General features: G+C 62.7%; 19 protein-coding genes. 11 read left to right on the top strand and 8 right to left on the bottom strand.

Annotation, left to right across the window (positions count from 1 at the left end; genetic code table 11):
• Positions 1-132 precede the first annotated feature (132 nt).
• The 5 genes from LB519_RS06830 to glp are packed head-to-tail and all read left to right on the top strand — an operon-like array spanning position 133 to position 5,538.
• On the top strand, positions 133-2,025 hold the full coding sequence (locus LB519_RS06830) for a SurA N-terminal domain-containing protein (RefSeq protein ID WP_063167979.1): 1,893 nt from the start codon (positions 133-135) through the stop codon (positions 2,023-2,025).
• On the top strand, positions 2,022-3,032 hold the full coding sequence (trpD, locus tag LB519_RS06835) for an anthranilate phosphoribosyltransferase (RefSeq protein ID WP_024503335.1): 1,011 nt from the start codon (positions 2,022-2,024) through the stop codon (positions 3,030-3,032). Before LB519_RS06830 ends, trpD begins: the two co-directional genes overlap by 4 nt.
• Positions 3,033-3,035: 3 nt before the next feature.
• Positions 3,036-3,848, top strand: coding sequence for an indole-3-glycerol phosphate synthase TrpC (trpC, locus tag LB519_RS06840; RefSeq protein ID WP_027161566.1), 813 nt, complete (start codon positions 3,036-3,038; stop codon positions 3,846-3,848).
• 2 nt (positions 3,849-3,850) lie between these two features.
• A complete protein-coding gene (gene moaC, locus LB519_RS06845) occupies positions 3,851-4,333 on the top strand; it encodes a cyclic pyranopterin monophosphate synthase MoaC (RefSeq protein ID WP_024503337.1) in 483 nt (160 codons plus the stop codon).
• A complete protein-coding gene (gene glp / locus LB519_RS06850; protein WP_224619193.1) occupies positions 4,333-5,538 on the top strand; it encodes a gephyrin-like molybdotransferase Glp in 1,206 nt (401 codons plus the stop codon). The genes moaC and glp overlap by 1 nt, the downstream gene beginning before the upstream one ends.
• 48 nt (positions 5,539-5,586) lie before the next feature.
• Here the strand turns inward: glp and LB519_RS06855 are convergent, their stop codons facing one another.
• Positions 5,587-6,417, bottom strand: a complete 831-nt coding sequence (locus tag LB519_RS06855; protein WP_224619195.1) for an alpha/beta hydrolase — start codon at positions 6,415-6,417, stop codon at positions 5,587-5,589.
• A gap of 314 nt (positions 6,418-6,731) precedes the next feature.
• On the opposite strand from LB519_RS06855, the gene LB519_RS06860 reads away from it, so the two are divergent.
• The 4 genes from LB519_RS06860 to lexA all read left to right on the top strand — a co-directional run bounded on the left by LB519_RS06860 (position 6,732) and on the right by lexA (position 11,666).
• Complete coding sequence (locus LB519_RS06860) at positions 6,732-8,357, top strand: AMP-binding protein (RefSeq protein WP_224619197.1); 1,626 nt, start codon at positions 6,732-6,734, stop codon at positions 8,355-8,357.
• Positions 8,354-9,190, top strand: coding sequence for a tryptophan 2,3-dioxygenase (gene kynA / locus LB519_RS06865; protein WP_013531744.1), 837 nt, complete (start codon positions 8,354-8,356; stop codon positions 9,188-9,190). The genes LB519_RS06860 and kynA overlap by 4 nt, the downstream gene beginning before the upstream one ends.
• 77 nt (positions 9,191-9,267) lie before the next feature.
• On the top strand, positions 9,268-10,515 hold the full coding sequence (gene kynU / locus LB519_RS06870; protein ID WP_127385142.1) for a kynureninase: 1,248 nt from the start codon (positions 9,268-9,270) through the stop codon (positions 10,513-10,515).
• Positions 10,516-10,925: 410 nt separating this feature from the next.
• Positions 10,926-11,666 (top strand): transcriptional repressor LexA, encoded by a 741-nt coding sequence (lexA, locus tag LB519_RS06875; protein WP_013531746.1) that lies wholly within the window; start codon positions 10,926-10,928, stop codon positions 11,664-11,666.
• Here the strand turns inward: lexA and LB519_RS06880 are convergent.
• A complete protein-coding gene (locus LB519_RS06880) occupies positions 11,660-14,122 on the bottom strand; it encodes a ComEC/Rec2 family competence protein (protein WP_224619198.1) in 2,463 nt (820 codons plus the stop codon). The genes lexA and LB519_RS06880 overlap by 7 nt on opposite strands.
• Positions 14,123-14,224: 102 nt before the next feature.
• Here LB519_RS06880 and gltX point away from each other — a divergent pair, with 102 nt between their 5' ends.
• Together gltX and gltA are read left to right on the top strand one after the other, a co-directional pair.
• Positions 14,225-15,649, top strand: a complete 1,425-nt coding sequence (gene gltX, locus LB519_RS06885; protein ID WP_224619200.1) for a glutamate--tRNA ligase — start codon at positions 14,225-14,227, stop codon at positions 15,647-15,649.
• A 184-nt stretch (positions 15,650-15,833) separates the two neighbouring features.
• Complete coding sequence (gene gltA, locus LB519_RS06890) at positions 15,834-17,159, top strand: citrate synthase (protein WP_013531749.1); 1,326 nt, start codon at positions 15,834-15,836, stop codon at positions 17,157-17,159.
• A 62-nt stretch (positions 17,160-17,221) separates the two neighbouring features.
• Here gltA and lpxB read toward each other — a convergent pair whose 3' ends face one another.
• From lpxB to bamA, 6 genes are all read right to left on the bottom strand, one after another.
• Entirely contained in the window at positions 17,222-18,400 is a 1,179-nt protein-coding gene (gene lpxB, locus LB519_RS06895) for a lipid-A-disaccharide synthase (protein WP_224619202.1), read from the bottom strand.
• A complete protein-coding gene (locus LB519_RS06900; protein WP_224619205.1) occupies positions 18,393-19,310 on the bottom strand; it encodes an LpxI family protein in 918 nt (305 codons plus the stop codon). The genes lpxB and LB519_RS06900 overlap by 8 nt, the downstream gene beginning before the upstream one ends.
• Positions 19,282-20,115 carry an acyl-ACP--UDP-N-acetylglucosamine O-acyltransferase gene (gene lpxA, locus LB519_RS06905; RefSeq protein WP_224619206.1) on the bottom strand — a complete coding sequence of 278 codons (834 nt, stop codon included), beginning with the start codon at positions 20,113-20,115 and terminating at the stop codon, positions 19,282-19,284. Before lpxA ends, LB519_RS06900 begins: the two co-directional genes overlap by 29 nt.
• 13 nt (positions 20,116-20,128) lie before the next feature.
• Positions 20,129-20,596, bottom strand: coding sequence for a 3-hydroxyacyl-ACP dehydratase FabZ (gene fabZ, locus LB519_RS06910; protein WP_013531753.1), 468 nt, complete (start codon positions 20,594-20,596; stop codon positions 20,129-20,131).
• Positions 20,589-21,647 carry a UDP-3-O-(3-hydroxymyristoyl)glucosamine N-acyltransferase gene (lpxD, locus tag LB519_RS06915; protein WP_224619208.1) on the bottom strand — a complete coding sequence of 353 codons (1,059 nt, stop codon included), beginning with the start codon at positions 21,645-21,647 and terminating at the stop codon, positions 20,589-20,591. Before lpxD ends, fabZ begins: the two co-directional genes overlap by 8 nt.
• Positions 21,648-21,722: 75 nt before the next feature.
• Positions 21,723-24,092, bottom strand: a complete 2,370-nt coding sequence (gene bamA / locus LB519_RS06920) for an outer membrane protein assembly factor BamA (protein WP_224619210.1) — start codon at positions 24,090-24,092, stop codon at positions 21,723-21,725.
• Between the last annotated feature and the right edge of the window lie 66 nt (positions 24,093-24,158).

A 24,158-nucleotide genomic window follows, 5' to 3' on the forward strand; every position in this document is an offset into this window, starting at 1 on the left:
CGGATGATATCGGGGCTCTGGCCCTCACTACCAAAATCAGGCCACAAAGCAATCGACAGTGGGCCGGAAGGGCGCTATTGCGCTTGTTTCAGACTCGGCGCATGCGAAAATGCGCATAAATCGGAAGTAAAAATGCTTGGTATATTGAGAAGCGCGGCAGGCACCTGGGTCGCGAAGGGGCTGTTGGTGCTGCTGGTGCTCAGCTTTTTGGTCTGGGGCGTTTCCGGACGGCTGATGGGCGGTTTGGCCGGCCATGATTCGGTGATAACCGCTGGCGGCACCAAAGTGTCGATCAACGAATACCGTCTCGCCTATGATCGCCAGCTCGCCGTCATGTCGCAGCAGTTCGGCCAACGTCTCAGCCACGAACAGGCAAAGGCGCTCGGTGTCGATAACCAGGTGCTGGCGCAGCTCGTCTCGGGTGCCGTTCTCGATGAACAGGCCCGCAAGCTGGGCCTCGGACTTTCCAAAGACCGGCTGGCCGAGCTGACACGCGAAGACCCGGCCTTCAAAGGCCCGGGCGGCCAGTTCGATCGCAGAACGTTCGAATATATGCTGCAGCAGATTGGCATGCGACCCGAGGACTATTTGAAGAACCGTGCTCAGGTGGCGGTGCGCCAGCAGATTGTCGAGGCGGTCTCGGACGGCCTCAAGGCTCCGGACACTTTCTTCAAGGCAGTTGCGCTCTATCGCGGCGAAGACCGCACCATCGACTATTTGACGCTGCCCAAGGCACTCGTCGAGCCGATCGTGGCGCCATCCGATAGCGTGCTTTCGGCCTATTTCGAAGCCAACAAGAAGACATATGCGGCACCCGAATACCGCAAATTCTCCTATGTCCGCCTCGAGCCGGTCGACATCATGGATCCGACCGCCGTCACCGACCAACAGGTCAGCGACGATTACAACAAGAACAAGGCGCGTTACACCACGCCGGAATTGCGTACCATCGAGCAGCTCGTGTTCAAGACGCCGGATGCGGCCAAGGCCGCGTTCGATTCGCTCAAGGCAGGCGCCACTTTCGACAAGCTGGTCACGGCGGAAGGCAAGACCCCAGCCGACACGTTGCTCGGCACGCTTGCCAAGGACAAGATCGCCGACAAGGCGGTCGCCGACGCCGCCTTCGCGCTTAACGCCAATGAAGTCAGCCAGGTCGTGCAGGGCGCCTTCGGTCCGGTGCTGCTGCGTGTCACCGAGATCAAGCCCGAGGTGGTGAAGCCGCTGGCCGAGGTGTCCGACCAGATCCGCAAGGATCTGGCGCTGGGCGAGGCAAGCCGCATCCTTCTGGACGTGCGCGACAATTACGATGACACCCGCGCCGCCGGCAGTTCGCTGGCCGACGCTGCGGCCAAGCTGAAGCTGAAGGTCGTCACCATCGACGCCATCGATCGCAGTGGACTGCGGCCAGATGCAAGCATCGTCAAGGACCTGCCGCAATCGCCGGAGCTGATCAAAGCGGTCTTCGACGCCGAACCCAACACGGAAAACGATGCCTTGACCACAGCCGACAACGGCTTCGTCTTCTATGAGGTGGCGTCCATCACGCCGGCTCGCGACCGCACGCTGGATGAGGTTCGTCAGAAAGTCGTGGCCGACTGGACGGCGGCGGAAACAAGCAAGCGGCTCGCCGCCAAGGCTGACGAGCTGGAAAAGCGGCTCAAGGCCGGCGCAACGCTCGATGTCATTGCCAGCGAACTGAAGCTGGAAAAGCAGACCAAGCGCGGTGTGAAGCGCGAGGCTGACGACGTCGATTTCGGCAAGGAAGGTGCCGCAGCGATGTTCGGAGTCGGCGAAGGCGGTACCGGCCTGATCCCCTCGCCTACCGGCGACGGAGAGATCCTGTACAAGGTCGCCGAAGTGTTCGAGCCCGCCGGGGCCGATGCCAGCTCGGTGCCGGATGACGCACAGAAATCCTTCACCTCCGGCATGTCGGACGACCTGCTCGACCAATTGGTGGCGCAGTTGCAGACGCAGTACGACGTTCGCGTCGACCAGGCCGCCGTCGCCCAAGCCTCGACAAGATGAGCGCGCTGAAAACCCATATCGCCAAGATCGCGACCGGTAGCGCGCTTTCCTTCGAGGAAGCGCGCGAGGCCTTCGACATCATCATGTCGGGTGATGCGACCCCCGGCCAGATCGGCGGTTTCCTGATGGCGCTGCGCGTGCGAGGCGAGACGGTGAGCGAGATTTCCGGCGCCGTCGCCACCATGCGGGCCAAGATGCTGCAAGTCGACGCGCCGGACGGCGCCATCGATATCGTCGGCACCGGCGGGGACAATTCCCACAGCGTCAATATTTCCACGGGATCGGCCTTTGTCATCGCCGGCAGTGGTGTGCCGGTTGCCAAGCACGGCAATCGTGGCCTGTCCTCGCTGACAGGAGCCGCCGACGTGCTGGTTGCGCTCGGCGTCAAGATCGACATCTCGCCCGAATTCATCGGCCGCTGCATCCACGAGGCTGGCATTGGTTTCATGTTCGCGCCCGCGCACCATCCAGCGATGAAACATGTCGGTCCGACCCGCGTCGAACTCGGCACCCGCACCATCTTCAACCTGCTCGGGCCGCTCTCCAATCCAGCTGGCGTCAAGCGGCAGCTGGTCGGTGTGTTCCTGCCGGAATGGATCCTGCCGGTTGCCGAGACGCTGAAGGCACTGGGTGCGGAGCATGCCTGGGTTGCTCATGGCGACGGCTATGACGAGATCACCACCACCGGCGAGACGCAGGTCGCCGAACTGATCGGCGGCGAGATCCGCAGCTTCACCCTGACGCCTGAAGCGGTCGGGTTGCCGCGCCACAGCAGGGACGAACTGCGTGGCGGCGATGCGGACTACAATGCCAAAGCCTTGCGCGATATGCTGGGCGGCGCTGCCGGCGCCTATCGCGACACCGTGCTGATGAATGCCGGCGCCGGCCTGGTGGTGGCGGGCAAGGCGACGACGCTTGCCGACGGCATCGCGCTCGCCGCGCAAGCCATCGACAGCGGCCGGGCCCTGCAAGTGCTCGACAGGCTGGTCGAGATTTCGAACGGGTAAAACGTGTCTGACATCCTTCGCAAGATCGAGGCCTACAAGCGCGACGAGATCGCGGCGGCAAAGGCACGTGTGCCGCTGGCCGAAATCAAGGCGCGAGCCAAGGACGCGGACGCACCGCGCGGCTTTCTTGCCGCACTCGAAGCGAAGCGCAAATCCGGCGCCTTTGCGCTGATCGCCGAGATCAAGAAGGCAAGCCCGTCCAAGGGGCTGATCCGCGCCGATTTCGATCCGCCGGCGCTGGCGCAGGCCTATGCCAAGGGTGGCGCTGCCTGTCTTTCGGTGCTGACCGACGCACCGTCCTTCCAGGGTGCGCCTGAATTTCTCACCCGGGCGCGAGCCGCCGTCGCGCTGCCGGCGCTGCGCAAGGATTTCCTGTTCGATCCCTATCAGGTCTACGAAGCCCGCGCCTGGGGCGCGGATGCCATCCTGATCATCATGGCCAGCGTCGACGACGCCCTGGCGAGCGAGCTTGAGGCAACGGCATTCGAACTCGGCATGGATGCGCTGATCGAGGTGCATGATGAGGCCGAGACGCTGCGCGCGCTAAAACTGTCGTCGCGGCTGATCGGCATCAACAACCGCAATCTGAGAACATTTGAAACCAGCCTTAAAACGTCGGAGCGGCTGGCACCCATGGTGCCGGGCGGCCGCCTGCTGGTCAGCGAGAGCGGTATTTTCACCCATGACGACTGCCTCAGGCTGCAAAAGAGCGACATCGGCACTTTTCTTGTCGGCGAGAGCCTGATGCGGCAACAGGACGTCACCACCGCGACGCGCCTGCTTCTGACAGGCAAGGCTTTGGCCGAGGCTATCTGACGATGGTATCAGGCCTGACCCATCTCGGCGCGCAGGGCGAGGCCAACATGGTCGATGTCGGCGACAAGGAAGAAACAACGCGCACGGCGATCGCCGAAGGCTTTGTCGCGATGCAGCCCGAGACGCTGAAGATGATCCTCGCCGGCAACGCCAAGAAGGGTGACGTGCTCGGCACCGCGCGCATTGCCGGCATCATGGCGGCGAAGAAGACGCATGAGCTGATCCCGCTCTGCCATCCGCTGCTGCTGACCAAGGTTTCCGTCGACATCGAGCCGGACCACGCTTTACCTGGCCTGAAGGTCACCGCACTGGCCCGCGTCACCGGCAAGACGGGCGTCGAGATGGAAGCGCTGACGGCCGCTTCGGTAGCCTGCCTGACCATCTACGACATGGCCAAAGCAGTAGACCGCGCCATGGTCATCACCGGCATCCGCCTGGTCGAAAAGACCGGTGGCAAGTCGGGTGACTACAAGGCGAGTTCCTGATGGCGCTGGTTCCTATCGCGGAGGCGCTTGAACGCCTGCTCGATGGTGCGGCACCTCTAGCCGGCGAAAGCGTTCCTCTGTTCGAGGCGGTGGATCGTGTTCTGGCGGAACCGGTCGTGGCACTCCGTACCCAGCCACCTTTCGATGCTTCCGCCATGGACGGCTATGCGGCGCGCGCCGCCGACGTCACGTCGGTCCCATCCAGGCTGTCGGTGATCGGCATGGCGCCGGCCGGACGTGGTTTTGCCGGTAGGATCGGCAAGGCACAAGCGGTGCGCATCTTCACCGGCGCGCCGCTGCCCGAAGGCGCCGACACCATCGTCATCCAGGAGAATGTCCGCGACCTCGGCGGCGGCGAAATCGAAGTGACCGAGCCGACGGCGCAATGGCGCAATATCCGTCGCATCGGGCTCGATTTTTCAACAGGCGACATGCTGCTCGAAAGAGGCCGTTTGCTCGACCCGGCGGCACTGTCGCTGGCAGCATCGGCCAACCATCCCCAGGTCAAGGTGGTAAGACGACCGCTGGTCGCCATCATCGCCACCGGCGACGAATTGCTGCCGCCGGGCAGTAATCTCGGCCCGGACCAGATCATCTCGTCCAATGCCTATGGCGTCGCTGCCACCGCACACTCGGTCGGCGCCCGCGCGCTCGATCTCGGCATTGCCGCCGATCGCAAGGAGGCCATCGCGGAACTGGTGCAAAAAGCGGTCGCGGCCGGTGCGGATGTCATCGTGACGCTTGGTGGCGCCTCGGTCGGCGATCACGACCTGATCCACGATGTGCTGACCGGCGAAGGCATGACGCTCGGCTTCTGGAAGATCGCCATGCGCCCCGGCAAGCCGCTGATGTTCGGCCGCCTCGGCGATATCAGGTGCATCGGCCTGCCCGGCAACCCGGTGGCAAGCCTGGTCTGCTCGCAACTGTTCCTGAAGCCGCTGCTGGCGCGGCTCGGCGGCCGCAACCATCGCCAGGACATTCGCCCAGCGCGACTGGGTGCCGCAATGCCGGCCAATGATTTGCGCCAGGACTATGTCCGAGCCGTGGTCAGGGAAGATGACGGCGCGCTGGTGGCGACGCCGTTCGGCATTCAGGATTCCTCGATGCTGAGAATGCTGGCCGACGCCAACGGGCTGATCGTGCGGGCGCCGTTTGCCCCTGCAGCAGCCGCGGGCGAGGCTTGCAGCGTTTTGATGCTGCGCTGAGGAATTCCAGGCAAGCCGTTCATAACAGACGAGAAAGTGATCTCGGCTCTAGCTCGAGATCAAGCTCTGTGTCAGCGGATGCGCCGGATCGGTAAGGCCGTCGACAATGTCGTAGTGATGCCGGTCGGGCTCGACCACGGTGCTGGTGGTGGCGCCAAGGCCGGTCCAGATGTTGGCAAGCAACGCATTCTGGCGCAGGAACTCGGCGCGCTCACCGCCGCCGGCCCAGCAGGTGACGCGGGCGCCATCCATCGGGCGCAGCAGGGCTGGGCTTTCAGCCAGCGCCTCCTCTTCGTCGATTGCCAGGTCCTTGTTCATGCCGGTGCGCATGAGCGGACGCAAATCGTGTAGACCTGAAATCGAAACGACATGGCGTATGCGCCGCGCCACATCCGGCGCCAGAGGCGTGGTTGTCGTCACCATCCGGGTGGCGAGATGGCCGCCGGCCGAATGTCCGGTCAGCATCAGCGGTCCGTCAACCATTGCCGCTGCCTTGCCAATCGCCGCCCCGACTTCCCGGACGATGCCTGCGATGCGTATGTCCGGGCACAGCGTGTAGGAGGGCATCGCAACGGCGAAGCCGCTGTCGACCGCGCCCTTGGCGAGATGCGACCACAAGCTCTTGTCGGTCTCCAGCCAGTAACCGCCATGGATAATCACCACCAGTCCTTTGGGCGCGGCCTTGGGAAGGAAAAGATCGAGCCGATTGCGCGACCCGTCGCCGTAGGCGATGTCGAGCCGTGCCCGGCTCTCTGCCGAGAGCGCATCGCGGAATGCTGCCGCTGGCTCGGCCCAGGCGGCTGGCCAACGGTCGCTGCCGGCAATGTTCGCGCCGTTGGCATAGGCATCATCCCAATCGACGATGTGACGTTCGAACATCTGCGCCCTCCCCCAAAACGGCATCGCTGTTGCGCTAGCAATGGCCAGCGCCACGCCATGCGTCAATGCTCCAGGGCAAAAACATTTTAGGCTTGAAACAAATTTCGACTGGTGCGATCCTGCCCGCACGAACAGCCGACAATGGGAGGTCTGCTGTGCTGCCCTCACCTGCAGATGTTCACCCTTTCGGGCGCGCATCTCCGAGCAGGCGTGATGGGCAGCATGAAGCCTCCTCAGAGCAGGACCTTAGGATCCACCACATCCAGCCAAGGCGCATTGCGCACTGGCCAGGCAGCAGACGGGAGAGCGGCGACATGCTTGGGCCTTCAGCGCATATCGACACGTTCACGCGCGATCACCTGCCGCCGCCGGAGCAATGGCCCGATATACTGCTCGACGGCTTCGACTATCCCGAACGCCTCAACGCCGGTGTCGAACTGACCGACCGGCTGGTCGAGAAGGGCCTCGGCGACCGCACAGCCCTGATCGGCAATGGCCGCCGCCGCACCTACAAGGAACTGTCCGACTGGACGAACAGGCTCGCCCACGCGCTGGTCGAGAATTATGGCGTCGAGCCCGGCAACCGGGTGCTGATCCGCTCGGCCAACAACCCCGCCATGGTCGCCTGCTGGCTGGCTGCCACCAAGGTCGGCGCCGTGGTCGTCAACACCATGCCTATGCTGCGCGCCGGCGAACTGGCCAAGATCGTCGACAAGGCGGAAATCACCGTCGCGCTCTGCGACACCAGGCTGATGGACGAGATGACCGCCTGCGCCAAGGACAGCACCTTCCTCAAACAGGTCATAGGCTTCGACGGCACCGCCAACCATGATGCCGAGCTCGATCGTGCCGCTCTCGACAAGCCGGTGACATTCACCGCCGTCAACACCGGCTGCGACGATGTCGCGCTGCTCGGCTTCACCTCGGGCACGACAGGCGTGCCGAAGGCGACGATGCATTTCCACCGCGACCTCCTGATCATCGCCGACGCCTATGCCCGCGAAATCCTGGAGGTGACGCCGGACGACATCTTCGTCGGCTCGCCGCCGCTGGCCTTCACCTTCGGCCTTGGCGGGCTCGCTATCTTTCCCCTGCGCGTCGGTGCGGCGGCGACGCTGCTGGAGCAGGCGACGCCACCCAACATGATCCACATCATCGAGACCTACAAAGCCACGATCTCCTTCACCGCACCGACTGCCTACCGCGCCATGCTGAAGGCCATGGATGAAGGTGCCGATTTGTCTTCGCTGCGGGTTGCCGTTTCAGCCGGCGAAACCTTGCCCGCTCCGGTTTTCGAAGAGTGGACGCAAAAGACCGGCAAGCCGATCCTCGACGGCATCGGCGCCACCGAAATGCTGCACATCTTCATCTCCAACCGCTTTGGCGACATGAAGCCCGCGTCGACCGGCAAGCCGGTCGGCGGCTACGAGGCGCGCATCGTCGACGACGAGATGCGCGAAGTACCGCGCGGCGCGACCGGCAGGCTGGCGGTGCGCGGCCCGACCGGCTGCCGCTACATGGCCGATATCAGGCAGAAGGACTACGTGCGCGACGGCTGGAACATCACCGGCGACACCTTCACGCAGGACGAGGACGGCTTCTTCCATTTCGCCGCGCGCTCCGACGATATGATCGTCAGCGCCGGCTACAACATTGCCGGCCCCGAGGTCGAGGCCGCACTTCTGTCACATCCCGACGTCGCCGAATGCGCGGTGATCGGCGCCGAGGACGCCGAGCGCGGCCAGATCGTCGAGGCGCATGTCGTGCTGGTGCAGGGCGTGGCGCCTGACGCATTGACGACCAAGCGCCTGCAGGACCATGTCAAGGCGACGATCGCGCCCTACAAATACCCGCGATCGGTGAAATTCATTGCTGCTTTGCCCAAGACCCAGACCGGCAAGATCCAGCGCTTCCGGCTGCGCACGGAGAAAGTCAATTGAGCGAGCCCTACGATCCGGCGTCCGAAGGCGCACAGATGTCGTTCAACGAGCGCATGTCGTACAGCGACTATCTGCACCTGGAGAAAGTGCTGGAGGCGCAGACGCCGCTGTCGTCGGCGCATGACGAGATGCTGTTCATCATCCAGCACCAGACCTCGGAACTGTGGATGAAGCTCGCTTTGCACGAGATTGGCGCCGCGATCCGCTCGATCCGCGCCGACCGGCTCGAGCCGAGCTTCAAGATGCTGTCGCGAGTCGCGCGCATCTTCGAGCAGCTGAACAATGCCTGGGATGTGCTGCGGACGATGACGCCCAGCGAATATACCGAGTTTCGCGACGCGCTCGGCCAGTCCTCGGGTTTTCAGTCCTGGCAGTATCGCGCCATCGAGTTCATGGCCGGCAACCGCAACCTGGCCATGCTCGGCCCTCACAAGCATCGGCCTGACCTCAGCGGAAAGCTGGAAGCCATTCTGGCCGAGCCATCGCTCTACGACGAAGCGCTGCTGCTTTTGGCGCGCAACGGATTCGACATCGGTGCCGATGCCAGGCGCACGGACTGGCGTGAGACGCGAACCGAGAATGAAGAGGTCCTGGTCGCCTGGCAGACTATCTACCGCGATCCGCAGCGCTACTGGATGTTCTACGAACTGGCCGAGAAGCTGGTCGACTTCGAGGATTATTTCCGCCGCTGGCGCTTCAACCACGTCACCACGGTGGAGCGCATCATCGGTCTGAAGCGCGGCACCGGCGGCACGTCGGGTGCTTCGTATCTGAAGAAAATGCTCGAGGTCGTGCTGTTTCCGGAGCTGTGGACGGTCCGCACCCGGCTCTGACATCATCGAAATGAGAACAGGCTCACTGAAGGGACGCTCTGTGGCGGGAACCCTTCGCGAACAACCGGGGACTGACCATGAGTGGAATTCCTGATCTCGCCGCAGTCGAAGCGATGGATGCCACGGATCCGCTGCGGGCCATGCGCGACCGTTTCATTCTGCCGGAGGGGGTGATCTATCTCGACGGCAATTCACTGGGGGCAGCATCTCATGCCGTTTTCGGCGAGCTGCAGCAGGCGGCGACGCAGGAATGGGCCCGAGATCTTATCCGAGCCTGGAACACGGCCGGATGGTTCGAGATGCCGATCGAACTCGGTGACCAGCTCGGACGCCTGATAGGAGCCGCGGCCGGCCAGACCGTCGTCTGCGACACGACATCGACCAACATCTACAAGGTGCTGCACGCAGCGATGGAGATGCGGCCCGGCCGGTCAGCCATCGTCGCCGAAGGTGACAGTTTTCCCACCGACCTGTACATCGCCGAAGGCGTGGCCTCGACCCGGGATGGCGTCCTGCTGCGCCTCGCGGGCGTCGACGCGCCGACCATCGAAGAGCTAATCGACGAAAACGTCGCGGTGGTGCTGGTCAACCACGTCAATTACAAATCGGGTGAACTGCGCGACATGGCGGCGCTGACGCGCAGGGCTCATGCGGCCGGAGCGCTGATCGTCTGGGATCTCTGCCACACCGCCGGCGCCCTGCCCGTCGAGCTCGATCAGGCAAATGCCGATTTCGCTGTCGGCTGCACGTACAAGTACCTCAACGGCGGTCCGGGCGCGCCGGCCTTCATCTATGCCGCACAGCGCCACCACGGCGATATCAGCCAGCCGCTCAGCGGCTGGTGGGGCCATGCGCGGCCCTTTGCCTTCGAACGGGGTTATGTTGCCGGCGCCGGCATCCGCCGTTTTCTGTGCGGTACGCAACCGGTCCTGTCGATGCGGGCGCTCAAAGGCGCGCTTGCCATCTGGAGCGACGTCGACATGGCGGCATTGCGAAAGAAGAGCGTCGCGCAGACAGAACTGTTCATCCAGCTCGTCGAAGCCAAGTGCGGCGCCTACGGTCTCGCGCTGGAGACTACCCGCGACGCGACCAGGCGCGGCAGCCAGGTGTCGTTCCTTCACGACCATGGCTATCAAATCATGCGGGCGCTGATCGAGCGCGGGGTGATCGGTGACTTCCGCGCACCGTCGACCATCCGTTTCGGCTTCACGCCGCTCTATGTCAGCTACAAGGATGTGTGGCTGGCGGTTGAGGTTCTGGAAGACATTCTGCGCACGGGTGCATGGAAGGACCAGCGTTTCGCCGTCAAGGAAGCCGTTACCTGACGCACCGATCCCGGCGATCCGCCGTCGCTGCCCTCACTGCCTGGCAAATGACGGAGAGCTGAATTTCCAGCCAAAATGCCCAACTGACGTTGGCGTTTTGGCTCCGTTTCGTTCACGGCCAACGAACGTCCCGAAGGTTGCAATCGCTCCTTGTCGAGGTCGATCGACAGATAATGCCAAGCTTTGGTAGGGGATAAGCCACAGGTCATTAACCATAACAATTTCAATGTGAGCAGGCGCATTGCCGAAGGTGGCGCCCGTCGATCGTAACCCGCTGGCAAGCGCCAAATAATTTCAGCAGCCTTAACAAATTCATTAAACTTTAAACGGTTGCAGAACACAACTGGAACAGATAGTGTTTGTTCTGGGTTTGTTTTTCGATTCTGGTTTCAGGGAACCTGGGGGCCGCCATGCTGACACGCAAGCAACATGAACTGCTGATGTTCATCCATGAACGCCTGAAGGAGAGCGGCATTCCGCCATCCTTCGACGAGATGAAGGAGGCGCTCGACCTTGCCTCCAAATCCGGGATTCATCGGCTGATCACGGCCCTTGAGGAGCGCGGCTTTATCCGCCGGCTGCCCAATCGGGCCCGCGCGCTGGAAGTGCTGCGGCTGCCGGACTCCATCGCGCCAGGCCTCAATGCGGCAAAGAAGTTTTCGCCAAGCGTCATCCAGGGCAGTCTTGGTCAGGGTGGTGCTCTTGGCCGGCAGATCAAGCCGGCGCCTTCGCGGATGCCTTCGCCCGGCAATGACGACGATGCGGTCTCTGCCGTTTCGATCCCGGTCATGGGTCGCATCGCCGCCGGCGTGCCGATCGATGCCATCCAACATCAGACGCATTCGATTTCGGTGCCGCCGGACATGATCATGGGCGGCGCGCACTATGCACTGGAGGTCAAGGGCGATTCGATGATCGAGGCCGGCATCTTCGACGGCGACACCGTTATCATCCGTAACGCCGACACGGCCAGCCCCGGCGAGATCATCGTGGCGCTGGTCGATGAAGAGGAAGCGACGCTGAAGCGGTTCCGCCGCAAGGGCGCCTCGATTGCCCTCGAAGCCGCCAATCCAGCCTATGAGACACGGATTTTCGGGCCGGACAGGGTCAAGGTGCAAGGCAAGCTCGTCGGCCTGATCCGTCGCTACTGAGACGGCTGTGGGTTGACCACTGGCTTCTCGGGTTTCTTGAAGGGTGCCAGCCCCCTCGCCTCGCGAGAGTATCTGCGTTGCGTGTGCCAGGGCCGATATGGGCTGTCCACCGCGAAGCTGATCGTCGCCGGCGTGGTCGCCGATTGGCGATCGAAGAAGACCGCGGCACTGCCTTTGCGAGCCAGTTGCCGCTTGGTGATGACGAGAACCAGCGGGTTGTGACAGGCGTCATAGGCGGTGGCGTCGTTGACGACGATCAGCTCGGCGAAGCCGCAGGCTTTCCAGGTGTCCTTGCGGTCCTCGACATAGGCAATGATCGCACCGGACATGTGCCTGGCCACGCAAACGCCTGAGGAGCAATAGAACGGCGATCCCGGCGGTAGCTCAACGGCATCCGCGACGTCGAATTGCCCATCGCTGTTGTCGAACACTTCCGGAACGACGATGGTTTCCGATGTCAGCGCGCGTTTCCAGTTGTCGACGGTGAATTCGTTCGGCCGTTGCCGGCTGACGGCAAGCTCACCGCCACCGATCGGCAACGCCACCAGCCGGGCGTCTTCCGAGATCAGCACATCGGGCGTGCGCGTATCCGAGACGGTCAGCAAGCCTGCCAACGCGAATGGCAGAGCCGCGAGCCGCAGCCATGTCGTCGCCATCGTCGCGATGACCAGGGCAATGGCCACCAGCAGGACCGACTGCTGCGAAATCAACCCGACCCCATCGACAGGCGAACGCTCGGAGATCCAGCCCGATATGGCGATCATCATCGTCAGGCCCTTGCCCATCAGGTAGAGAGCTGGCCAATCCAATCCGAAAGGCATCAGCAGCGCGCTGGCGACGGCCAGGAACATGACGACGGTGACGATCGGCATAACCGCGAGATTGGCGAACAGGCTGAGCGGCGACACACGCTGAAAATGCCAGATGGCAAACAGCGTCGTGGCGCTGCCGGCGATGATCGAGGTCATGGCCAGACCAATTGCCGCCAGCAGGAATTTTCGTGTCAGGAACCCGGGCAAGGATCGCTTCGGCGGCGGCGGTCTTGCTTTTCCCGCGCGGTGATCCGCCCAGCCGGCATAAGCGCCGACCAGAGCCGCAGTCGCGGCGAACGACATCTGAAAACTCGGGCCGACCACCTCATGCGGCGACACCACGATGACGGCGATCGCCGAGATCGCCAGATTGCGCATGGTGAGTGCTGCTCGATCGAACAGAACTGCAATCAGCATCACTGCCAGCATGATGAAGCTGCGCTCGGCGGCGACGACGATACCTGAGATGACGAGGTAGGCTGCGATCGAGAACAGTGCGGCGGCAGCGGCATACTTCTTGACCGGGCGACGCGCGGAAAGATCGGGAAACAAGGCGAAGGCGCCGCGCAGCAACCCCATGATGGTGCCGGCGACCAGAGCCATATGCAGCCCCGAAATGGAGATGATGTGGTAGATGCCGGTACGTCGCATCGCCTCATTGATGTCGTCGGGAATGCCGGCGCGCACGCCGACGATCAGCGCCGCGGCGATCTCGCCTTCGGCGCCGCCGACGCTCGCCCTGATATGGTCGGCGATGCCTTCACGGGCATTTTCCACGCTGGAGGAAATTCGGGCCGACAGCGGCATGTCGCCATCATCGCTGACGACAAGCTTTGGATTGCCGAGAAAGAATCCGCTGCCACCAATGCCGGCAAAATAGCTGTCGAAGGAGAAATCATAGCTGTCCGGTCGCACCGGCCCGGTCGGCGGCAAAAGCTTGGCATATCCAGTGATGAGCGAGCCTGCGGTCACGTCAGCCGGGATCTTGCGTGCCGAAAGCCGTACCCGTTCCGGCGCATAGCGCAGTTTCGGTCTTGCGGTCGATGTCACGTCGATGGTCAGCCGGATACGGCCAGTTTCCATCCGGTCGAGCGAGACGACGCGGCCGGTCACCTGCGTCGAGATTTCCGAGCCCAACATTTGTGTGCCCGCACGCCACGTCTCGACCTTGGCAGCAAGCAGTCCTAGGGCGCACAAAAGTGCCGCCATGAAACACAGATGGGTCTTTGGCCATGAGCGCGAGACCAGCGCACAGATCCCCGTCAGGATGACAACCGCGACAGGTCTCGCAAAGTCGGGTTCAGCCGTCAGCGAAAAATAGCCGATCGCTCCGATCGCAAGGCAGACCGGCACCAGCAGGAAGGCCACGCCCCGGTCGAGTTCCAGGCTCGCCGCCGTGTTCACGCTGTGGCGCAGGCGAGGCAGTGATATCAGGCCGATCTGCCGGCGCACGCGCACGATCCTGCCGGTTCCGGCAACCGGAACAGAGGCGGCGACACCCGTTTGCAAGGGCAGCTTGCCGGAATCCGGCACGAGGGGCGACGGCGGCGGCAATGAGGCTGGCAGAGGCGCAAACAGGGACCGTTCGCTGACGCCAATGGCAGCGTCCTCGCCCTGATCCGAGCCCCAGCCTCGTCCAGCCATCGGGTCTGCCCCTTGCGCCCTCGACACCCTATGCTACATGAACGCGCAAAGCGCGAAAGTCCGCGCGACCGCACCCCGCTTCAGATGGTTTCCGAGAGTTCCATGTCCGACAAGGTCGTCACCCGTTTTGCCCCCTCGCCCACCGGCTATTTGCACATAGGCGGCGCGCGCACGGCGCTGTTCAACTGGCTGTATGCAAAGCATACCGGCGGCACGATGCTGCTGCGCATCGAGGACACCGATCGCGAACGCTCCAATGAAGCCGCGACGGCTGCCATCCTCGACGGGCTTTCCTGGCTTGGCCTGAGCTGGGACGGCGAGCCGGTGTCGCAGTTCGAGCGTGCGCCGCGCCACCGCGAGGTGGCCGAGGAGCTCGTGCGCATCGGCAAGGCCTATTATTGCTACGCCACGCCAGCCGAACTGGAGGCCATGCGCGAGGCCGCCAGAGCCAAAGGGCTGCCACCCCGCTACGATGGCCGCTGGCGCGACCGCGACCCCTCAGAGGCACCCGCAGGCGCCAAGGGCGCCATCCGCATCAAGGCGCCGACCGAAGGCGAGACCGTCGTCCATGACCGGGTCCAGGGCGACGTGCGCTTTCCCAACAAGGATCTCGACGATTTCATCATCCTGCGTTCTGACGGCAATCCCACTTACATGCATGCCGTCGTCGTCGATGATCATGATATGGGCGTCACCCATATCATTCGCGGCGATGATCATCTGACCAACGCCGCTCGCCAGTCCGTGATCTACAACGCCATGGGCTGGAACGTGCCGTCCATGTCGCATATCCCGCTGATCCACGGCGCCGATGGCGCCAAGCTATCGAAGCGGCACGGCGCGCTTGGCGTCGAGGCTTATCGCGCCATGGGCTACCTGCCGGAGGCGCTGCTCAACTACCTGGCGCGTCTCGGCTGGAGCCATGGCGACGACGAGATCATGTCGATAAAGGACATGATTTCCTGGTTCGACATCGGCGACGTCAACAAGGGCGCGGCGCGCTTCGACTTCGCCAAGCTGGAGGCAATCAACGGCGCGCATATGCGCCGCATGAGCGATGCCGAACTGTTCGACATCTTCATCGCCACCCTGCCCTACCTCGAAGGTGGCCCGGCGATCGCCGCACGCCTGAACGACAGCACCAAGGCGCAGTTGCTGGCAGCGCTTCCGGGCCTGAAGGAGCGCGCCAAGACGCTGGTGGAGCTCGTCGACGGCGCGGCCTTCCTGTTTGCCACGCGACCGCTGCCGATCGACGACAAGGCGGCGCTTCTGCTCACCGATGACGCCCGCAAGATCCTGCGCAGTGCTCACGAAGCTTTGAACGGGCTTGCGGATGACTGGACAGCCGCCTCGGCGGAGGCGGCGATCCGCGAGGTGGCGGCGGCCGGCAGCCACAAGCTCGGCGCGGTGGCCCAGCCTTTGCGCGCCGCTTTGACCGGCAAAAGCACCTCGCCGGGCGTGTTCGATGTGCTCGCCGTGCTCGGCCGCGAGGAAAGCCTGGCGCGCATCTCAGATCAAATCGATTAGGAGCAAACTGGCCCAAGAAGATTGGCATTGAAAGGCGGGTTTCGCAGTGCAACATTAGGCCTTGGCCCAATCTGGCACGCACCTCCTGAAATGCGGTGGCGAATACGCGCATTGCGGTGATTTTCGACGTGTCGCTCTGCGAAATTTGCCTTTGCCGGCATGAGGAAACAAGAAGGAGTTTGCAATGACCGAAGCTGCGAAAAAACTGGATTTGGGCAAGACCCAAGAGGCCACCGCAACGCTTGAATTCGCCGGCAAGACCCATGAATTCAAGGTGCGAAGCGGTTCGGTCGGGCCTGATGTGATCGACATCGCCTCGCTCTACTCAACCACCGGCGCTTTCACCTACGATCCCGGCTTCACCTCGACGGCAAGCTGCGAGTCCGAAATCACCTTCATCGACGGCGACGCCGGCATCCTGTTGCACCGCGGCTATCCGATCGACCAGTTGGCCGAACATGGCGACTTCCTCGAGGTCTGCTATCTCCTGCTCTACGGTGAATTGCCGACCAAGGCGCAGAAGGACGATTTCGATTACCGCGTGACGCGCCACACCATGGTGCATGAGCAGATGTCGCGCTTTTTCACCGGCTTCCGCCGCGACGCGCATCCGATGGCGGTGATGTGCGGCGTGGTCGGCGCGCTGTCGGCCTTCTATCACGACTCCACCGACATTTCCGACCCCTACCAGCGCATGGTTGCCTCCATGCGGCTGATCGCCAAGATGCCGACGATCGCGGCGATGGCCTACAAATACCACATCGGCCAGCCCTTCATTTACCCGAAGAACGAGCTGAACTTTGCCGCCAACTTCCTGCATATGTGCTTTGCCGTGCCTTGCGAGGAATACAAGATCAATCCGGTGCTGGCGCGCGCCATGGAACGCATCTTCATCCTGCACGCCGACCACGAGCAAAATGCCTCGACCTCGACCGTTCGCCTCGCCGGCTCGTCGGGCGCCAACCCGTTTGCGTGCATCGCCGCCGGCATAGCCTGCCTGTGGGGACCCGCGCATGGCGGCGCCAATGAAGCGGCGCTCAACATGCTTGGCGAGATCGGCCATGTCGATCACATCCCCGAATTCATCGCCCGCGCCAAGGACAAGGACGACCCGTTCCGCTTGATGGGCTTCGGCCACCGCGTCTACAAGAACTACGATCCGCGCGCCAAGATCATGCAGAAGACGGCACATGAGGTTCTGGGCGAGCTCGGCATCAAGGACGATCCGCTGCTCGACATCGCCATGGAGCTGGAAAAGATCGCGCTGACCGATTCCTATTTCATCGAGAAGAAGCTCTACCCGAATGTCGACTTCTATTCCGGCATCACGCTGAAGGCGCTGGGCTTCCCCACCACCATGTTCACCGTGCTGTTCGCGGTCGCTCGCACCGTCGGCTGGATCGCCCAGTGGAAAGAGATGATCGAGGATCCGCGCCAGAAGATCGGCCGCCCGCGCCAGCTCTATACCGGTGCACCGGAGCGGGATTACGTGCCGATCGCCAAGCGGTGAATTAGGAAATAGTGAGTAGTGAGTAGTGAGTAGTGAGTAGTGAAGTCGACCATTTCTACTGACTACTGACTACTCACTCTCTTGACGTACCGCATCACCACCTGCGCGGCGATCTCGCCGGACGGTCTACCGGTAGCCATGCGCCGCCTGATCTCTGCAAATCCATCCTTCTGCCAGGCACGCATGCCGCTGTCGGCGAACAGTGCTTCCAATTGCCGGGCAAGGTTATTCGGCTTGATATAGCCGTCGTAGAATTCGGGAATAAGCGCTCGATCCGATATCAGATTGGGCAGCAGCGCCGACCAGACGGAAACGAGGTACGGCGCCAAGATGCGCGCGACCGGGTCGAGCCTGTAGCAGGAAATCATCGGCACGCCGGCCAGCGCCAGTTCCAGCGATACCGTCCCGGACGCGATCAGCGCCGCATCGGCCCTGCCGAAAGCCTGCCATTTGCGCTGGGGATCGACGATGATCTCAGGCTTTTCATCCCAGCGGTTGACGGAAGATTTGACGAGGTCGGCGACATGCGGGACGGTCGGCAGCAGCAGCCGCAAGCGGTGGCCGCGCGCGCGCAGGATCGACACCGTCTCGCCGAACGGGTCGAGCAGCCGCCGTACCTCGCTACGCCGCGAACCGGGCAGGACGAGCAAGGTTTTGACCCGATCAGGAGAAAGGTCGCGCGGCAACTCCTGCGCCTTGGCTGCAGCGAGCAAGCCCGCATCGTGCGTCAGGCGATGCCCGACATAGGTGCCCGATGGCCCGCCGAGCCGCTCCAACTCCTTAACCTCGAAAGGCAGGATGCAGAGGATGTGGTCGACATAGGGCTTCATCGCGACCGCCCTGCCCGGCCGCCACGCCCACACGCTCGGGCAGACATAGTGGATGATCGGAATCGACGGGTTGGCCGCACGCACCTTTTTGGCGACGCGCAACGAAAAGTCCGGACTGTCAATGGTGACGAGGCAATCCGGCTTTTCGTCGGCAACGGTCTTGGCCAGTTGGCTGATCCGCCGCATCAGGCGCGGAAGGTCGCGCAGGACGGCACTGAATCCCATAAGGGCGATCTCGCCGGCATCGAATGGCGAGACCAGTCCCAGCGTCTGCAGATGACGGCCTCCGAGGCCGACGAGTTGCACCTCGCGTCCCGCAGCCTGCCTGAGCGAGCGCACTATATCGGCGCCAAGCAGGTCGCCGGACTCCTCGCCGGCAACAATCGCGATCTTCAATGCCCTGTCAGCCATTGTGCCGCTCCGTCGTGGCAGGCAGGCCAATGACGAACAGGCCGAGTGCGTTGGCGCGCGCGATGGTTTCAGGACCTTCGAGAACCAGCGAACGTCCCGCCTCGACGGCAATCCCGGCAAGCTCGGCTGCATGCGCTGCTTCGACCGTCTGCAGGCCGATGGACGGAAGATCCGCTCGCAGTTCCTGGCCAGGCTTGGCGCACTTGACCAGGACGCCGCGGGTCTTGCCCGCAATACGGCCGTGGCCGCGTAAAAGCTTTGCCCGCTCAAGCAATCCGGCTGTTCCTTCGATGCCTTCCAGCGCAATGGTCCGGCCACCGATGGCGATCGCGGCCTGGCCGATGTCCAGCGCCCCGATGGCCTTTGCTGCGTCAAGGCCTGCCTCGATGTCACGCCAGTCCGACTTTTGTGGCGCGGCGTTGGTCAGGACGCCTTCGGCGGCGACAAGGCTCGGCACGATTTCATGCGCTCCCACAACCTTTATTCCACGGGCTTCGAGGCCCCTCGCCAAGACCTTCAGCAGGCCATCGTCGCCACGCGCGAGCGCCATGACGACCAGCGGAATTACCGCGAGCAGGCTGAGACTGGGGCGCAGCGCAAGCAATCGCGGTCGGCGCTTGATCTCGCCTGCAAGCACCAGATGGGTGATCCGGTGCCGCCGTAGCAATGGGACCAGCGAACCTATACCTTCCAGAGCGAGGCTTTCATGATCGTATCGGGAGAGCTCCGCGATGCGGTCGACCTCGCCTTCCATCAGGATGACGAAGGGCGGATAGCCTTGTTCAGCCGAACCGGCCGCGACTTCGACCGGCAGACTGCCGCCGCCGGCAATGATGCCGACCCTGGAGCCCGGCGGAAGATCAAGACGCGCTGCCGCTGTCTCAGTCTTCGTCATCGACATCGTCGCCATCGCCGCCCTTGAGCGACGGCACAGCATAGTGCCGCTTGCCGCGACTGGTGATGAAATCGATGATCTTCATGGCGGTCGGCGACGACGCGAACTCCGCCTTGGCGAACTCGATGTTCTCGCCAACGGTGCGGGAACGATCGAAGATCATCCTGTAAGCCTTGCGCAGCACAAGGATTTCGGACCTCGGCAGGCCGGAGCGCTTGAGCCCGATGATGTTGAGACCGCGCAAACTGGCGCGGTTGCCGACCGCTATGGCGAAGGGGATGACATCGCCGACGACCGCGGAGCAGCCGCCCAGAAAGGCGTTGTCGCCGATGCGGACAAACTGATGCACTGCGGTCAGGCCGCCGATATAGACATTGTTGCCGACCTCGCAGTGGCCGCCCAGCGTTGCGCCATTGGCGAACGTCGCATTGTTGCCGACGACGCAATCATGGGCGATATGGGCGTAGGCAAGGAAATTGCCATTGTCGCCAACCGTCGTCTCACCGCGGCTGGAATCGGTACCGAGATGCATGGTCACGCCTTCGCGGATCGTGCAGTTCCTGCCGATGACCAGGGTGGTTCGGCCGCCCTTGTGCTTTGTGTTCTGCGGCGGCGCGCCCAATGTCGCCATCGGGTAGACCTTGGTCGAGGCGCCGATCGACGTCGCGCCCATCACCGAGACATGACTGACCAGTTCGACGTCGTCGCCGATCACCACATCGGCGCCGACATGGCAGAACGGCCCGATGCGCACACCTTGGCCGATTTTGGCGCCTTCCTCGACAATGGAGGAAGCATGGATGGATGTCTTGATTTTCATAAGCACTCGATCGTCAGTCGCTGGTGACCATCATGGCTGAAATCTCGGCCTCGGCCGCCTTGGCGCCGTCGACCATGGCTTCACAAGCGAATTTGAGCAGGTTGCCGCGTTTCTTGATTTTCTTGACATAGATCTTCAACTGGTCGCCGGGAACGACCGGTTTGCGGAATTTGGCGTTGTCGATGGTCAGGAAATAGACCAGCGACGGCTTTTCGGTACCCAGGCTGCGGATACAGATGGCGCCGGCCGTCTGCGCCATCGCCTCAACGATAAGCACACCCGGCATGACCGGCTGCTCAGGGAAATGGCCCTGAAAATGCGGCTCGTTTATGGTCACGTTCTTGATGCCGATGGCGGATTCGTCACCATCGATGTCGACGATACGATCGATCATCAGGAACGGATAGCGGTGCGGCAGGAGCTTCATCAGCCCCATGATGTCGACCGCTTCCAGCGTCGTCGACGCGATCATGTCAGCCATTGCCTCCCTCGCCCTGTTTGCGGGTCCTGGCGAGCTTGCGCAGCATGGCTATCTCCCGCATGGCTTCCGCCATCGGCTGTGCAGGATAGCCGCCCCAGATCTCGCCTGCAGGGACATTGCTCATAAATCCACTTCTGGCGGCAAGCTTGGCCCCTGTCCCTATGGTCAGGTGATCCGCAAGCCCCACGCCGCCGCCCATGGTGACATTGTCACCCACGACCACAGAACCCGAAATACCCGAAAGCCCGGCAATTATGCAATTGCGGCCGATGCGGACGTTATGGGCGATCTGCACGAGATTGTCGATCTTGGTGCCTTGGCCGATGATCGTATCGGACATGGCGCCGCGATCGACGGTGGTGTTGGAGCCGATCTCGACGTCGTCCTGGATAACGACACGACCGATCTGCGGCACGCGTTCGGGACCCTTGGCCCCGCCGACGAAGCCAAAACCATCCTGGCCTATCCTGGCGCCGCCATGAATGATGACGCGATTGCCGATCAAGGCATACTGGATGCTGGCGCCCGGACCGACATAGCCGTCGCGGCCGATCTGGCAGGATTGTCCGATGACCGCATTTGGGGCGATGACAGTACCGCTGCCGATCGAAGCGCCTGGCCCGATAACCGCGCCGGCCTCGATGACGGCACCGGCTTCGACATGCGCGGTCGCATCGACGTGAGCGTGCGGCGAGACGCCGGTTTCGCTGGTCATCGGCCCTGGTGTCGCCGCCCTCGGAAACAGCAGACGCCCGATCAGCGCGAAGGCCTGTTGTGGACGCGGATGAATGAGAACGGCAACGCTTGCCGGCGCCTTGCCGGCAAATTCCGCCGGGCACAGCACCGCGGCAGCCCGCAGCGACGGCATCAGCGCGGAATTACGCTTGCCGTCGACAAAGACGAGCGCATTTTCGCCGCCCTCGCTGGCCGGCGCGAGTGCTTCGATCAAAATATTGGAGTGGCCGGAATCGACAAGCACCGAGCCGGTCAGATTCGCGACTTCGCCCGCCGTATACCGGCGTGATGGCGCGAAGAACACCGGATCGGTCATTCCAGAAGCTATATCCAGCTAGGTCGGAACATTTCTCCCGGACCCTGAAGACCCGGGAGCATCGTTGGCCGCCGATCAGAAGCGGGTCGATATGCCGAAGTTGAATTCCTGCACGTCGTCGCGCGCTTCCTTCTTGACCGGGATCGCATAGTCGATACGGATCGGACCGAACGGCGACGCCCACATCAGGCCGAGGCCGACCGAGGCACGCAACTTCATGCCGACCGAGTCCTGAGTGACGCCAGCGGTGTCGACCTTGCTTCCATAGAGCGTTGCCGCGTCCGCGAAGACAGCACCACGCAAGCCAAAGCTCTCCGGAATGACCGGGAGCGGGAACTGGGCCTCCGCCGACGCATTGAAATAGGTCGTGCCGCCGAGATGGTCGCCCGTAGCAGTATCGACAGGACCGATGCCGCCATAGGCGAAGCCACGGATCATGCGATCGGTGCTCTGGAACTGATCGAAAATCCGCAGACCATCGCTGCCGTATCCTTCAACATGGCCAGCGCCACCTGAAATGAGCCCGACCAGGTCGTATTGCTCCGACAGCGTCTGGTAGATGCTGCCGCGGCCCGTGACTTTCACGAACTTGGCATCACCACCGAGGCCTGCGACTTCCACGGTCGTGGTGGCATAGATACCCTCGTGCGGGCTCTTCATATCGTCGATGGTGTTGTAGACCAGCCCGAGGCTGACCGACGACTTGATCCAAGGGCTTTGTTCGATGCCGTCCAGGATAGCCGTGGAAACACTGCAACCGGGATCAGGAACCCCGTCGCCATTTGCATCGCAGCTGTCATCCAGCTCATATTTCTCTTGCGAGATGTTGTACGCCAACTGGGTCGAGATGCTGTCGGTGATCGGCAGACCGAAGCGCACCGTCGCACCCGTGGTATCGCTGTCGTAGTTGTCGTATTCCCTGGTCGACTTGAAGATGTCGAAGCCGGCGGCGATGCGCCGTCCGAGGAAATAAGGCTCGGTGAAGGACAGGCTGTAGTCGCGTGAATTCTTGCCGCCGCCCGCCGACAGCTTGATGAACTGGCCACGACCGAGGAAGTTGCGCTCGGTCACCGATCCTTCGACCGACGGACCGGCCGTGTCGCCACCGGTCGAATAACCAGCGCCCACCGAGAACTCGCCGGTCGATTTCTCGACCACATCGACCACCAGAACGACCTGGTCGGGCTGCGAGCCCGGCACGGTCGAGATGTCGACTTTCTCAAAGTAATTCAGGTTTTCCAGGCGCTTCTTCGCGCGCTGGATGAGCACCTGGTTGAAGGCGTCGCCTTCGCTGACATCGAACTCGCGGCGAATGACATAGTCACGCGTGCGATCGTTGCCGCGGATCTCGATGCGCTCGATATAGGCCTTGGTGCCCTGGTCGATCGTGTAGACGACCGAAATGGTGTGGTTCTCGAAATTCCGGTCGCCGCGCGGCGTGACCTGCGCGAAGGCATAGCCGGAACCGGCCACCTTCTCGGTCAGCGCGATGATGGAATCCTCGACGTTCTTGGCGTTGTAGACGTCACCCTTGTGGGTCTCGATCACCGATTCCAGCGACTTGCCGTCGACTTCAGGGATCGTGCTCTCGACGCTGACATCGCCGAACGTGTAGCGGTCGCCTTCCTGGACGGTGATGGTGACCGTGTACTTGTTTGTCGCGCTGTCAAGCTCGCCGACAGCGGACACGACCTGGAAATCGGCATAGCCGTGATTGTAGTAGAAGCGGCGCAGCAGCTCCTGGTCCGCGCGCAGCTTGTCATCGTCGTAGACGTCGTCGCGCAGGATGAAGGAAACCCAGGACGAACGCTTGGTGTTGATGATATCCGACAGGCGGCGGCTGGAATAGGCGCTGTTGCCGACGAAATTGATCGCCGCGATCTGCGTGCGATCGCCTTCGGCAATGTTGAAGACCACATTCACGCGATTGTCGCCAAGCTGCATGACCTGCGTGGTCACGGTCACGTCGTCGCGACCAATGCGCTTGTAGGCAGCCTTGACCGATTCCACGTCGGCATCGAGCGTCGCCTGCGAGAACGTTCCGCGCGGCTTCAGCTGCACCGCCGCCGCGAGCGCATTGTCCTTGAGCTTCTTGTTGTTCTGGAACAGCACCTGGTTGACAACCTGGTACTCGGCAACCTTGACAACCAGCGTCGAGCCGACCTGGTTAATCTGCACGTCCGAAAACAGCCCGGTGCCAAACAGTGCCTTGACCGCACCGTCGATATCGGAACTGGAGAAAGCCTTGCCCGGCTTGATGGTGATGTAATTACGGATGGTCTCAGCGTCGATACGCTGGTTGCCGCTTACTTCGACTCTGCTGACGACAGCGGCTTCAGCCGCCGATGTGGCAACGAACTGCACTGCGAGCGCGCCTGGCACGACCATGGCCGCGGACAGGGTCACCGCGGACGCGGCGCTTAGAAACTTGGATGCTGCCTTCATCGGGCTTAATAACCTTTTCTCGTAGTCCCCACGGCGAGAAAACCGGACGTGCGGTAATTTCCCCTA

The organism is Mesorhizobium sp. AD1-1, from assembly GCF_020164655.1.
In the GTDB taxonomy this organism is placed as follows: domain Bacteria; phylum Pseudomonadota; class Alphaproteobacteria; order Rhizobiales; family Rhizobiaceae; genus Mesorhizobium; species Mesorhizobium ciceri.

Bases quoted from the DNA above. Each gene is read 5' to 3' on its own strand.
- LB519_RS06855 (WP_224619195.1), bottom strand. From the start codon at position 6,417: ATGTTCGAACGTCACATCGTCGATTGGGATGATGCCTATGCCAACGGC.
- moaC (WP_024503337.1), top strand. From the start codon at position 3,851: ATGGTATCAGGCCTGACCCATCTCGGCGCGCAGGGCGAGGCCAACATG.
- trpD (WP_024503335.1), top strand. From the start codon at position 2,022: ATGAGCGCGCTGAAAACCCATATCGCCAAGATCGCGACCGGTAGCGCG.
- gltA (WP_013531749.1), top strand. From the start codon at position 15,834: ATGACCGAAGCTGCGAAAAAACTGGATTTGGGCAAGACCCAAGAGGCC.
- LB519_RS06860 (WP_224619197.1), top strand. From the start codon at position 6,732: ATGCTTGGGCCTTCAGCGCATATCGACACGTTCACGCGCGATCACCTG.
- fabZ (WP_013531753.1), bottom strand. From the start codon at position 20,596: ATGGCTGACATGATCGCGTCGACGACGCTGGAAGCGGTCGACATCATG.
- LB519_RS06880 (WP_224619198.1), bottom strand. From the start codon at position 14,122: ATGGCTGGACGAGGCTGGGGCTCGGATCAGGGCGAGGACGCTGCCATT.
- bamA (WP_224619210.1), bottom strand. From the start codon at position 24,092: ATGAAGGCAGCATCCAAGTTTCTAAGCGCCGCGTCCGCGGTGACCCTG.
- lpxD (WP_224619208.1), bottom strand. From the start codon at position 21,647: ATGACCGATCCGGTGTTCTTCGCGCCATCACGCCGGTATACGGCGGGC.
- lexA (WP_013531746.1), top strand. From the start codon at position 10,926: ATGCTGACACGCAAGCAACATGAACTGCTGATGTTCATCCATGAACGC.
- LB519_RS06830 (WP_063167979.1), top strand. From the start codon at position 133: ATGCTTGGTATATTGAGAAGCGCGGCAGGCACCTGGGTCGCGAAGGGG.
- gltX (WP_224619200.1), top strand. From the start codon at position 14,225: ATGTCCGACAAGGTCGTCACCCGTTTTGCCCCCTCGCCCACCGGCTAT.
- kynU (WP_127385142.1), top strand. From the start codon at position 9,268: ATGAGTGGAATTCCTGATCTCGCCGCAGTCGAAGCGATGGATGCCACG.
- lpxA (WP_224619206.1), bottom strand. From the start codon at position 20,115: ATGAAAATCAAGACATCCATCCATGCTTCCTCCATTGTCGAGGAAGGC.
- LB519_RS06900 (WP_224619205.1), bottom strand. From the start codon at position 19,310: ATGGCGACGATGTCGATGACGAAGACTGAGACAGCGGCAGCGCGTCTT.
- lpxB (WP_224619202.1), bottom strand. From the start codon at position 18,400: ATGGCTGACAGGGCATTGAAGATCGCGATTGTTGCCGGCGAGGAGTCC.
- glp (WP_224619193.1), top strand. From the start codon at position 4,333: ATGGCGCTGGTTCCTATCGCGGAGGCGCTTGAACGCCTGCTCGATGGT.